This is a genomic window from Plantactinospora sp. DSM 117369, from assembly GCF_053764795.1.
In genome coordinates this window covers 3,854,575-3,867,192 of sequence record NZ_CM132446.1, presented here as the reverse complement: position 1 = coordinate 3,867,192, position 12,618 = coordinate 3,854,575, and the positions used below count along the sequence as shown (strand labels likewise).

The window sequence follows — 12,618 nt, the reverse complement described above, 5'->3', positions numbered from 1 at the left end:
GCGGCGCCGCTGGGCATCCGGGGCGACGCGGCGGCCGGGAAGGCCCGCGAGGGTCAGGGGCCAACGCGCTATCGCTTCGGCCACTGCCAGGCCGGCTCGTCCAGGCGGCCCTGTCCGGCCACCCGGGTCTCGCCGAACTCCTTCACCAGCTCGACCGTGGTCAGCTCCGCCGCGTCGCGCTCCAGCGCGCCGGTCAGCGCCCGGGCGTGGCTGACCACCACCACCTGGGTACGCGCCGAGCCGGCCACGATCAGCCCGGCCAGCGGTCGCAACAGTTCGGGATGCAGGCTCGTCTCCGGCTCGTTGAGCACCAGCAGCGCCGGCGGGCGTGGACTGAGCAGCGCGGCGACCCAGAGCAGATACCGCAGCGTGCCGTCGGAGAGTTCGGCGGCGCCCAGCGGCCGCAGCAGGCCCGGCTGGCGCAGCCGCACCTCGAACCGGCCGGCCTCGATGCCGATCGCCAGCTCGCTGCCGGGAAACGCGGCGTCGACGGCGGATGCCAGCGCGTCGGGGTCACCGGTCTCCCGGATCGTCTGCAATGCGGCGGCCAGGTCCGCGCCGTCCGGACCGAGCACCGGGGTCCGGGTACCGACCTGCGGCTGCCGGGCCGGTGCGGCCGCGTCGGTACGCAGATGGTCGTAGAAACGCCAGGACCGGATCCGTTCGCGTACGGTGAGCAGCTCCGGGGCGCGCTGCGGATCGGTGTACTCGCTGAGCATGCTGTCGAACGGGTGCACCGCGTCCGGTACCGCCCGCCACGAGCGGGCGTCGCGGATCCGCAGCGCGGTACCGGAGCGCTCGGCCAGCAACGCCGACGGGCGCAGCAACGGCCCGGCCCAGACCGCCTCCCGCTTGATCTCCGGGTCCAACGTGAAGAGCGAGTTCTTCGACGGCGGGGGAAGCCCGAAGTCGACGGCGTACCCGAAATCGGCCCCGGCGAAGCCGAGGCGCAGGCTGATCGGGCCGCGCCGGACCGTGCCCTGCACCGGATGCTCGCCGGCCCGGACCGCCCGGCCGATCGTCTCCGGCCCCGCCCACAGCGTCGACGGCAGCCCGCCCTCCCGGGCCAGCGCCGCGACCGCCCCGTTGCGGGCCGAGTCGGCCAGCAGCCGCAACGCCCGGTACAGGCTCGACTTGCCGGTGCCGTTCGCCCCGGTCACCACCGTGAGCCGGCCCAGCTCCACGACCAGGCTGCGCAGCGACCGGTAGTTCTGCACGGCCAGGGTGCTGATCACCCGCCCAGGTTACGGCGCGGCCGACCGGCCCGGAGTGCGGACGCGGACCCGCCGCCGGTCCGGTGGAACGCGACGCCCCGGCGACGCCGACCGGCCACGGCCGGCACCCGGTGCTGGTACCCGGGAGCACGCCCGTGGCCGGTCAGGCCCGGTCCTGATGCCTCAAAAGAACGGTCAGTCGACGGCCGGTTTGCGCGGTTGCCGGACGGCCGGCTGCCCACCGGTGATGGTGAAGCTCGACCCCGGCTCGACCACGATGTTGCCGGTGGCCGAGTTGGTGATGGTCACGTTCGACAGCGTCGCGCTGCCGCGTGCCCCGTTCATCGCCAGGATGCCGGCGCCGTTGTTGGACCGGTCGATCCGGACGTTACTGATCACGACGCCCGGCATGTTGCCGCCACCGGTCTTGAACTGGATACCGTCGTACGTCGAGTCGACGATCTCGGTGTCCCGGATGGTGACCCCGGTGATGTCCCGGGTCGCCGGGAACAGCGTGATCGCGCCGAACTTCTGCTGCTCGCCCCAGAAGGCGCCACCGGTGCGGTAGAGGCCGTTGTTGGCGATCAGCGTCTGCCCGGAGAACGGCAGCGGGTCGTGGTCGGTGGCCAGCATGATCCCCGGGTAGTTCATCGTGTCGTAGATCAGGTTGTTCTCGATCCGGTTGCCGTAGCCGCCGTAGACCGCGATGCCGTTGGCCCGCCACGGGAGCTGGATCGTGTTGTTGACGAAGGCGTTGTCGTGGCCGATGTCGACCGAGGTGTCCCGGACGTAGCGGCTGGCCCAGACCGCCAGGGCGTCGTCACCGGTGTTCCGGAACGACGAGTTGAAGACCCGCGAGTTCCGGGTGCCGTTGGTGAAGTTGATCCCGTCGGCGTACGTGTTGCGGATCCGCATCCCGGTGAACTCCAGCCCGTCGCCGGGTCCCCAGAGCGCCGGGATGTTGTCGTAGTCCCGGCCGACCCAGACCCCGACGTTGGCGTGCTCGATCCAGACGTTGCTGATCCGGGTGCCCTCGCCGAACCGGCCGTTGAGCCCGACGCCACCCTCGGCGCCGCCCGGCCCACCCCGGATCCGGCCCGAGCCGAAGATGGCGATGTCGGAGATCTGGGTGTTGGCGTCGATGTCGAAGCCGAAGTTGCCCTCGTGCGGGTGGTTGATCCCGCCCACTACCAGGTGCGGCTCGGTCAGCGTGTAGAGCTGCGAATGCCACATCCCGGCGCCCCGGATCGTGACGTTGCTGATCCCTACCTGGTTCCACTGGCCCCGGTCCAGCGGGTCGTCGGTGAGGATCTTCTGCTCCTGGCGCCACTGCCCCGGCGGGATCCAGACACAGCCGATCACACCGTTCTGGTCGTCGGTGACCGCCCGCTGGATCGCGGCGGTGTCGTCGAGCCCGTCGTTCGGCACCGCGCCGTACTGGGTGATCGAGGTGCAGCCCGCCGGCTGGCTGGCGGCGGGGGCGACCTGTTCCAGGTCGACCAGGTCGATGATGTAGAACGCCGCCGTGTCACCGCTGTCCCGCTGGAGCCGGAACCGGGTACCGGCCGGGTACGACTGGGCCAGCAGCGCGTTCGCCTCGTCGAAGAGCCGCCGGGCGTCGCCGCCCGGGCTGTTCGACAGCCCCTCCGGGTCGTCGGTGTTGCCGTACAGCCAGCTGTGCCGGGAGGAGAGGGTCAGCTTGCGCAGGAAGGTGTCGTTGACGTACAGGCTGATGGTGGCCTCGATGCCGCCGCCGCCCGGTGCGTCCGGGATGGAGTTGCGCACCACGATCGAGTTCGCCGCGTTGGTCGAGGTGAACTCGACGAACTGGCCGGTGCTGTTCAGCCGGACCGACCTGCGCCCCGAGGACTCGGTGGCGAAGTTGGTGTGCCCGAAGGTGCGCAGCGGGTCGGCCTCCAGCAGGGTGCCCTGGTAACGGCCGGCCTCCGCCTCGTACGACACGTACGGCACGGCGGCACCGCGCCCGACGACGATCGACTGGGTGCGTACGTTGTTGCCCTCGTTCGTCTCCGCGACCACACCGGTCGCGTCCGCGGTGGCGGTGATGGTGGCCCCGCCGCTGGTGGCGGTCCAGCTACCGCTGATCGCCACGGTGCTGGTCGCACCCGCCGCGATCGACGGGGTGTTGGTGTTCAGCGTGGTGCCGCCGACAGTGACCCGGGTGACCGTGGTCGCGCCGGTCGCGGCGGTACCCCGGTTGTGCACCGACACCGTGAAGGTCACCGCGGCCCCGACCGCCGGGTTCGGCGGGTTCGAGGCGATGCCGGTCACCTGGAGGTCCGGGCCGGGGGCTTGGTCGACGACCAGCGGCGACGGTGCGGTGAAGCTGTTGTTGGCGTCGTTCTGCTCGACGATCGTGTTGGTCGGGTCGACCACCGCGACGACCGGGTAGCTGCCCATCGGCCGGGTACCGGCGCTCACCGTGACGGTGGCCGAGGCACCGGCGGCCAGTGCGGGCACCGGGGCGCTGCCGGCGACCGTGCCGCCGAGGCTGACGTTGACCGTGGTCGCGGCGGCCGCCGCCGAGCCGTTGTTGCGGACCGTGGCCGAGAGGGTGACCGGGGTGGTCTCGGTCGGCGCGGCCGGCGTCCAGGTGGCCGAGGTGACCACCAGGTCCGGGTTGGGCGCGGGCGTGCCGCAGACCTCCAGCTCGGCGACCTGGCCGGACGGGGCGCCGGTGTTGGAGTTGAACCGGAGCTGCACGTCCGCCGTGGTCGCGCTGACCGGGACCACCACCACGTTGCTGCCCTGCACGAACTGGTAGCTCGCCGCCGGCACCAGGCTGGTGTAGGTGGTCGCGGCCTGGTCTCGGCCGAGGACCTGGAAGTTCTGGGTACGGGTGCCCCAGGCCGGATCCGGGTTCAGCTTGACCTGCACCGCCGTGATCGCGTGGTTGGCGCCGAGCGCCACCGTCAGGGTCTGCGGATAGCTCGGTGCCCCCTCCCAGTACGTGCCGAGCGACCCGTCGACGGCGTTCGCCGGTACGAAGCTGAAGGTGGAACCGCTGGCGGTGACCGGCTTGCCCCGAGCGACGTTGGTGCAGCCGGGCGGCTGGGTACCGGTCCGGGTGACGGTGTTGCTGTTCCCGGAGAGGTTCCCCGCCACGTCCCGGGCCCGGACGAAGTACGACACGGTGGTGTCGGTCGGCTGGGTGTCGCTGAAGCTGGTCACGGCGCCGAGCGACGCCACCTGCGCGCCGTTGCGGTAGACGTTGTAGCCGGCCAGGCCGCTGCCGCCGGTGTTGTCGGTCGAGGCGCCCCAGTTCAGCGCGATCGTCGTGCCGGACTGGGTGTAGGAGAGGGTGCCGGGCACGCTCGGCGGGGTGGTGTCGGTGCCACCGCCGCCGTCCGGGCCGTAGACCTCCAGCTCGGAGACCTGGCCGGCCGGCCAGCCGCTGTTCGCGGTGATGGTGATCCGGACGTAGCGGGTGCTGCTCTGCCCGAAGGTGATCGTCACCGAGTTACCGTCGACCGCCGGGTTGAAGGTGTACGTCCGGGACGCGGCCAGGTCGCCGAAGGACGATCCGTTGGTGCTGCCCTGCACGCTCAGCGTCTGGGTACGGGTGCCCCAGCCGGCGGTCGGCAGCTTCAGGACGACCCGGTTGACCGGGACCGCCGAGCCGAGGTCGACCTGGATCCACTCCGGAAAGGCATTGTTGACGCTCTCCCAGTAGCTGCCCTGGTTACCGTCGACGGCCCGGGACGAGTCGTAGACGTCGGCGTGGCCGCTGGCCTGGGTGGGGCGGCCCTGGGCGAGATTGACCTCGGCCAGGGCGGCGGCCAGGTCCGGCCGGCTGACCGGGTCGGCCGCGACGGTCTGTTGGCGGTCGGGCTGTGCTGCGCCGGCCGCGTGCGCGGCGGGCACCCACAACCCCAGGGTGGCGATCACGGCGGCGGCGACCGTCGTCGCCGTCGTCGGGACCAGATCGGAGCGTCTCATCACTGTCCTTTTCGCTGAGGGACGGTTCCGCGCCGGTGGCGGGGGGGCCACGGTCGCGGCGGCGGGGGTAGGCGGCAGACCGGCCGTGCGCGGAACGGGGGGGCGGCCGGATCGGTTGCCGGGGTCAGCGCGGTGGAAGTGGTGCCGGCCTCTCGGGACCGAGGAGCACCACCAGCGGGGCGGAGCAGCATGTACGGAAGTTCCGCTTGGCAGTGGTAAACAGAGCATCGATCTGTTCTGTTTTTGCAGGAGGTTGGCCAAAGGTTACCGGCGTGCTATCGGCACGTCAACGCTTCCACCCCGATCGATGCCGCCTCGGCAGACCAGCCCCGGCCGGACACGCGGCCACCCGCCCCGTGACCGGTGGTCACGGGGCGGGTGGGCACGCCGGCTACCGGCGCGGTCGCGGCGCGGCTACCCCGCGCTGCCGCAGAGCGCGTCCGCCACGATCCCGTCCGCGCGGCGCAGCACGGCCAGCGCGGCCTCGTCCCCGGCCAACTGGGTGGTCAGGGAGAGCACGATCGCCCGCCGGCCGTCGGTGGTGACACCGTTGACGGTGCTCATCCCGGGCACGTCGCCGCCGTGGCTCCAGTAGCCGCCGCAGGCGTTCGGAGCCCACATGATGCCGAGCCCGTAGCGGGCGCCCGGCAGGAAGTCCTGGAAGGTCTCGGCGAGCACGGTACGCCGCATCTCGGCCAGTTGGGCCGGGGCGAGCAGCCGGCCCTGTTGCAGTGCCTGCCAGAACCGGACCAGGTCGGAGGGGGTACTGACCAGGTCGCCGGCCGTGTAGGCCATGGTGGTGTTGAACAGGGTGGTGTCGTCCAGCGGCCCACCCGGCTCCCACTGCTGGTAGCCCCTGGCGTGCGGCCCGGGCAGGTGCGCCCGGTCCCCCGGCGTGGAGGTCTCGGTCAGCCGCAGCGGCCGCAGGATCCGGTCCCGCAGTTCGGCCGCCCAGCTCCGCCCGGTCACCCGCTCGATCAGCATCCCGGCCAGGATGTAGTTGGTGTTCGAGTAGTCCCAGCTCGTACCGGGAGCGAACATCGGCGGGTGCGCCATGGCGAGCGCCACCAGCTCCTCGGGCTCGTAGTGGTCGAACCGGTGCCGGGCGTACCCCTCGGCGGAGGAGAGACCGGGCAGGTCGCGAGTGTAGTTGTAGAGGCCGCTGGTGTGCTGCAGGAGCTGCCGGACGGTGATCCGCCGGCCGTCGTTGCCGTTGCCGGCCACCACACCGGGCAGCCAGCGGTCGACGGTGTCGTCGAGCCGGAGCCGCCCCTCGCCGACAAGTTGCAACACGAGTACCGCGGCGAAGGTCTTGGTGTTGCTCCCCATCCGGAAGTACCCGTCCCGGGGTACCGGCGCATCCGTGGCCAGGTCTGCGATGCCAGCCCGGGCATAGCTGTCGCGTACGCCGTCCCGGGCCAGGCCCTGCACCCCGGTGATGCCGAGGGCGTGCAGGTCGGTCACACCGGTCCGCAACCACTGTTCACTGTGGATGGACGCCGAGGCGGGCGCCGCCGGCGCCACGGCGACGCCGAGCATCGCGGCCACCAGCGTGCTGACCACCAAGCGCCGGGCGCCTCGACTGAGCTTTCTGGACATGTCGGTCTCCTCCCCGTTCGACCCGCTGGGATGAGCCTACGAAGTCGGTCGATGCGCTACATCCGTGTTCCCCCCGAAGGGATGTCCCCGGCCTCGGCCGGGTGACCGGGCGTACTCCGCGTAGAGCGTCCTAGGACAATTTCGGCCGCCGTCGACAGTAGTTCAGACGGGCGGCCAGATCGCCACCGGCGTCCCGCCGTCCTGGGGCAGCCGGGCGGCGCCGGGCGCGGCCCCCGGAAAGCCCGTCCGTACAGGCCCTCCGCCCGCCCTGTCGGCGGCCGCGCTCCCACGCGTCGGCGGTGGTATCTGTACCAACATTGCCCGGGTGCGGAGGGCTGCGCATCGCATATGACCGGGGCACACTGCGTGCATGACTCATCACGGTAGGCAGGTGCCGGATCATCTGCTGATCCGGATAGCGCAACGGAACGATCCGGTGTCGGCGGTCTCCGAGGACGACGCCCGGCGCCGGTCGCTCGCCTATCCGAAGTTGATGTGGGGCGCACCGGTCTTCGGCTACGCCGAGGAGGTGGCGGGCCGGTGGCGGATCCTCAGCCTCAGCGGCGACCAGCCACAGGGCAGCCGGGACGCCCTCGGCTCGTACTTCCGGCGGTTGCTGAGCGAGACACCGCAGGACCCCGGGCACGCGGCCGAACGGCGGGAGTACCAGGAGGCGATCCGGCTGCTCGACTGGGAGGTGGTCGACGACCTCACCGTGCACGACCGTCGATACCGGATCATCCGCGCCCAGCCGTTCATCCGGATGGGACCGGACGGACCCGAACCACCCCGGCCCACCGACCCGGACCCGTACCCGCCGGGCAAGACGCGCGGCGTGCGGTGCCAGGAGGAGGGCTTCGTCATCGACCCGGCCGCGAGCACCGGTCTCGCCGACGGCCTGTTGCGGATCGAGATGGTCCCCGCGTACTACAAGGCCGGCATCGTCCCCGACGACGTCCGGGCCGACTCCCGCCGGGCGCTGGCCACCCATCCGAACGTGGTGCTGCTGCCGGTCGGCTTCACCATCGGCGAGTACGTGCACGGGAGCTGGCAACCCCGGTCGTTCACCACGTACCCGACGCCGCAGGCCGCCCGCGACTCGGCGGCCTTCCGGTTCAGTGACATCGTGCCGCACGAGGACGCGTCGCTGGAGGAGATCCGGGCCGCGTACACCCGGGCGCTGGAGGAGTTCGAGGCTCCCCGTACGGACGAGTTCGAGATCCGGGGCGTTCGCTGCCGGGTGACCCGGGTGGAGCGGTTCGTCCGGGTCGGCCCGGACGGCCCGGAGGGCCCCCGCCCCTCGGACTGGGATCCGGAGCCGCCGCCGGAGCTGCACTGCCAGCAACTGCGTGAGCAGGGGCTGCTACCCGACCCGGACTGAGTCGGCCGAAATCCGCCAGCGCCGGCCGGCGGCTCCGCTGAGGCATGCACGGGTGATCGACAAGAGCGGCTCCCCGCTGGGCAACGCCGCGTTCCGGAGGGTGTGGATCGGGGCCACCGTGTCGGCGGCCGGGGACGCGGCAAGCTGGGTCGTGCTGGTCGGGTACGCGCTGGGTGCGGCGCACGGCAGCGCACGGTGACCGCCCAGTTGCCGGCCCGGGCGGGTGTCGGGGCGAGCAGCAGGGTGCCGGCCAGCCCGACCAGGGTCACGGCGACGGCGGCGAGCATGCGGCGGGTCGCATCGTTGACCACCTCCACCGGGGACGAGCCGCGCCCCCGGCACCTGGTTCCCCGGCCCCGGCGGTGGTCCGGGGGTTTGCCGGGAACGGCGGGACCCGGCGCTCCGGGTGGAGCGCCGGGTCCCGTCCCGGGCCGGCCGGGTGGACCGCCGCCGCTCAGCGTCCCGGCAGCGGCACCCGGGACCAGTTGATGTCCGAGCCGAGATAGAAGCTCGGGTACGACGGCTGGTTGTAGGTCGTCTGCTGCCGGGCCACCTCGACCCGGTACTGCGGATCGTGCATCAGCGTGTAGAGCTTGCGGTCGGTCAGCTCGGTACTCAGGTAGATCCGGATCGCCGAACTGTCCACGGTGCGGGTCAGCAACTCCTCGCGCCAGTCGCCGAGGACGTCGGCGACCAGTCCCGGGTTGCCCTTCGTCCCGTTGTTGGTCCGGGTGCCCTCGGCGGTGAGCAGCCGGCCCCGCTGCCAGTCGTCGATGCTCGGGGTCACCTCACCCGCGCCGTTGACGATCTGGGTGGTCATGTCGGCCGCCCACCGGATGCTCTGGTTGGTGCCGGGGATCACGGTGCCGAGCAGGTCCCCGTCGGCGGTACGCAGCCCCGGCCCGTCCGGCTGGCCGCCGACGACCGTCGCCCAGGTTTCCAGGCCCGGCTCGGCGGGGACGACGTCGCCGACCATGCCACGCCCGGTGTCCACCCCGGTGTAGCCGCCGTAGATCACCTCGCCGGTGCGGGCGTCCCGCAGCGCGTAGCCGTACGGCGCACCGGTCGCGCCCTCGTGCACCATGAAGATCTCCAGCCCGGGGCGGGCCGGGTCGATGTCGGTGACGTGCATGGCGTCGCCGTGCCCGACCTTCGCCCGCGCACCCGGGTTGGCGCTGCCGGGCGGCAGGACGCCGTAGGAGCTGTAGAGCAGGCTGCCGTCGTGGTCGATGGTGGCACCGCCGTAGACGACCTCCTGCTTGCCGTCCGCGTCCACGTCGGCGACGCTGAGCGAGTGCGCACCCTGGGTGGTCAGGGTGCCGTACTCCGGGTCGGTGCCCTCCCGGCCGTGTGGGCTGTCGTTGAACGGGTTGGTCATCGGCACCCAACCGCTGTCGACGTACCAGTCCTCGCGCAGCCGCCGGCCGTCCCAGCGGTAGGCGACCAGCGTGGCCCGGGTGTAGTAGCCCCGGGCGAAGATCGCCGACGGGTGCCGGCCGTCCAGATAGGCGACCCCGGCGAGGAACCGGTCGACCCGGTTGCCCGGCTCGATCCGGCTCATCGCGTAGTCGCCCCACATCAGCCCGTCGTCGTGCCGGCCGGGCTTGTAGTGCACGGTCTGCAACTCGCGGCCGGTGGCGCCGTCGAAGACGGTCAGGTATTCCGGCCCGTCCACGATGAAGCCCTGGAACGCCCGCAGCGCGTTGCGGGTACTCCGGGCCGGGGCGTAGACGTCGACGAAGTGGTCGACCAGCGCCTCGGCGTCGGCCCGGGACAGTGGATAGGTGTACGTCGGGGCGATGCCGAAGGCCTGTTCCAGGGTCGCCGGCCAGCGCCCGGCCACCACCTCCGGGTGCCGGTGCCAGCCGAGGAAGAGGTCGACGAGCTTCTGCCGGTACGTCTCCGGGCTCAGCCGGTAGTCGTCGGTGTGCGCGTAGCCGGCCCGAACGTCCTCGCGGGGCATCGTGACGTACCGCTCGGAGACGACCCGGCCGCTCCGGTCGTACCGGGTGACCTTGCTGCCGGGGGCGGTCTTGAGCATCATCTCGGCGCGGTTGTCGCCGTCGAAGTCGTAGACCAGGAACTGCGTGTAGTGCGCCCCGGCCCGGATGTTGACGCCGAGCGAGACCCGGTGCAGCAGGGTGCCGTCGAGTTCGTAGGTGTCGAGGTAGACCTCCCCGGTGTAACCGACCTGGGAGACGTCCTTGGAGTTCGACGGGTCCCACTTGACGACGTACTCGTACTGCCCGTCGCCGTCGACGTCGCCGACGCTCAGGTCGGACGCCGAGTAGGTGTACGCCTCACCGGTCGGGGTCACCCCGTCGGCCGGCTTGCGCAGCGGCAGGTCGCGATGGCCGTCGGCCCACGCCGTCACCGGTGCGCCCCGGGCGCCGGTCCGGCCCCGGACCACCGCCGCGACCTGGTAGGCGGCGGTGGCGGTGCCGGCCCGGTCGAGATAGTTGGTGCTGTCGGTGACGGTGCCGATCCGTCGCCCGTCCCGGTAGACGGCGAAGTCGGCACCGGTCAGGCCGGTGCGCCCCCGCCCGGTCGCCTCGGCGCCGAGCAGCCGCCAGCTCAGGAACACCCCGTCGGCGGTGGCGACCGCGACGAGCCCGCGGTCGAGGCGTTCGAGGCGGGGTCCGTGCTCTCCGGCGCCGCCCGGCTGGGCGGAGACCGGCGTCGGAGCGCCGACCAGCAACGCGGTCACCGAGAGGCCGGCGACGAGCGCCCGCGACAGTACGGCGACCGGCCGGCCTCGCCTGGTTCGAAATCTCATGGGTCTCCAATGTGGGTACGACCCGATCCACCGGGTGGGACGATCTACGACCGGGCTGAAACGATACAATCCACTGAGAATTCTGGATCCCCGGCAGGCTTGTCAAGGCGGTCGCCCCGTCCCGGTCGGCGGTACCGTCACCGCGCGACGGCGACCTCCAGCACCAGGCAGGCGACGGCGAGCGCCAGGAAGCCGCCGGCGTAGCCCAGCGTGCGGAAGACCCGGGCCCGCAGGTGCACGGTCACCGCTCCGACGAAGAAGAGCACCAGGCCGATCGCGGCGGCGAGCCCGACCACCGGCACCCCGAGCAGGCCGAGGAGCAGGCCGGCCGCTCCGGCGGCCTTGAGTGCGGCGAGCGGCGGCAGCCAGGACGGTGGCACGCCCACCGCGGCGGAGTTGGCGAGCACGAACTCGGTCCGGGCCAGGTCGGCGGCGGCGCTCCAGGCGCAGGCCACAATGGTCAGGGCGGCCACCACGACGTACGCGGTCAGCACCGCGCACCTCCGGCCGGTCGGCCCGGGCGGATGACACGGGGCATCGTCGGTACTCTCACAGGGTCGCTCTCCTCGGCTCGGCGGGTACGGTCGTCTCGGGCTGGTCACCCCCATGACGTCTGATGCCTGGAGAAGGTGACCCGTGAGCGCCGACCAATTTCTCGCCGGCCAATTCCTCGCCGACCGGTTCGCCCGCGACCGGCAACACCTGCGGGCGGTCGCCTACCGCCTGCTCGGTTCGCTGTCCGACGCGGAGGACGCCGTGCAGCAGGCATGGTTGAAGGCCAGCCAGGCCGACCTGCGTGAGGTGCGCAACCCGACCGGCTGGCTGACCACCGTCACCGCCCGGGAGTGCCTGGACATGCTGCGCGCCCGGCGCCGCCGGGCCGAGGTCGCCCTCCCCGAGCCGGAGTTGCCGGACACGACTCCGGTGGCCTCCCCGGCCCGGACGGCGGAGGAGGAGGTGCTGCTCGCCGAGTCGGTCGGGCTGGCGCTGCTGGTCGTGCTGGACCGGCTCTCACCGGCGCAGCGGGTCGCCTTCGTGCTGCACGACCTCTTCTCGGTACCGTTCGAGGAGGTGGGTCGGGTGCTGGACCGCTCACCGGTGGCGGCGAAGAAGCTCGCCAGTCGGGCCCGGGACCGGGTGCACGGCCCCGCCCCGCAGCAGCGGCGGCTCGCCGCCCGGCATCTTCCGCTCGTGGCGGCCTTCCTCGCCGCGTCCCGGGGCGGTGACCTGGAGACCCTGCTCGACCTGCTGGCACCCGACGTCGTACGCCGGGCCGATCCGGTGCTGCTGCCCGCCGGAATGCCGACCGACCTGCGCGGGGCTCAGGCAGTGGCCGAGGAGACCCGGCACTTCGCCGCCCGGGCCCGGATGGGCGGCACCGCCTGGGTCGACGGCACTCCGGGGATCGTGATCGCCCCGCGCGGTCGGCTGATGGCCGCGCTGCGCCTCACCGTCGAGGCGGGGCGGATCCGCACCATCGAGGTGATCGGCGACCGGGACCGGCTCGACGGGCTGGCCATCGCGGTAGCCGGTGGTGCCGACCGGTCGCGGGAACACACCTGATAGTCCCGACCGGGCCGTTCCGGGTCGCGCTATCGGAGTACGGCGCGGACGGCCGTTTCGAACTCGGGACGGCGCAGCGCGGCGCCGAAAACGGGGCCGCCGGGGCGCGCCGGCGGGTCAGGCCG

8 protein-coding genes are annotated in these 12,618 nt (G+C 72.3%); 3 read left to right on the top strand and 5 right to left on the bottom strand.

Translation table 11 applies throughout. The features are described from left to right. Positions 1-68: 68 nt before the first annotated feature. The 3 genes from ACSMXO_RS16810 to ACSMXO_RS16800 all read right to left on the bottom strand — a co-directional run bounded on the left by ACSMXO_RS16810 (position 69) and on the right by ACSMXO_RS16800 (position 6,773). On the bottom strand, positions 69-1,235 hold the full coding sequence (locus ACSMXO_RS16810; RefSeq protein WP_455418456.1) for an AAA family ATPase: 1,167 nt from the start codon (positions 1,233-1,235) through the stop codon (positions 69-71). 174 nt (positions 1,236-1,409) lie between these two features. Then, positions 1,410-5,174, bottom strand: a complete 3,765-nt coding sequence (locus tag ACSMXO_RS16805; RefSeq protein ID WP_455418455.1) for a CARDB domain-containing protein — start codon at positions 5,172-5,174, stop codon at positions 1,410-1,412. A 414-nt stretch (positions 5,175-5,588) separates the two neighbouring features. Beyond that, positions 5,589-6,773, bottom strand: a complete 1,185-nt coding sequence (locus tag ACSMXO_RS16800; protein ID WP_455418454.1) for a serine hydrolase domain-containing protein — start codon at positions 6,771-6,773, stop codon at positions 5,589-5,591. 391 nt (positions 6,774-7,164) lie between these two features. On the opposite strand from ACSMXO_RS16800, the gene ACSMXO_RS16795 reads away from it, so the two are divergent. Together ACSMXO_RS16795 and ACSMXO_RS16790 are read left to right on the top strand one after the other, a co-directional pair. Further along, positions 7,165-8,154: a DUF5954 family protein gene (locus ACSMXO_RS16795; RefSeq protein ID WP_455418453.1), complete on the top strand. Its 990-nt coding sequence runs from the start codon at positions 7,165-7,167 to the stop codon at positions 8,152-8,154. A gap of 52 nt (positions 8,155-8,206) precedes the next feature. Continuing rightward, positions 8,207-8,353, top strand: a complete 147-nt coding sequence (locus ACSMXO_RS16790; protein WP_455418452.1) for a hypothetical protein — start codon at positions 8,207-8,209, stop codon at positions 8,351-8,353. Positions 8,354-8,608: 255 nt separating this feature from the next. Here ACSMXO_RS16790 and ACSMXO_RS16785 read toward each other — a convergent pair whose 3' ends face one another. Both ACSMXO_RS16785 and ACSMXO_RS16780 read right to left on the bottom strand, forming a co-directional pair. Then, positions 8,609-10,930 (bottom strand): rhamnogalacturonan lyase family protein, encoded by a 2,322-nt coding sequence (locus ACSMXO_RS16785; protein WP_455418451.1) that lies wholly within the window; start codon positions 10,928-10,930, stop codon positions 8,609-8,611. Between the two features lie 137 nt (positions 10,931-11,067). Further along, positions 11,068-11,424 carry a DoxX family protein gene (locus ACSMXO_RS16780; RefSeq protein ID WP_455418450.1) on the bottom strand — a complete coding sequence of 119 codons (357 nt, stop codon included), beginning with the start codon at positions 11,422-11,424 and terminating at the stop codon, positions 11,068-11,070. Positions 11,425-11,566: 142 nt separating this feature from the next. Here ACSMXO_RS16780 and ACSMXO_RS16775 point away from each other — a divergent pair, with 142 nt between their 5' ends. Beyond that, on the top strand, positions 11,567-12,493 hold the full coding sequence (locus tag ACSMXO_RS16775; RefSeq protein WP_455418449.1) for a sigma-70 family RNA polymerase sigma factor: 927 nt from the start codon (positions 11,567-11,569) through the stop codon (positions 12,491-12,493). Positions 12,494-12,618: the final 125 nt, after the last annotated feature.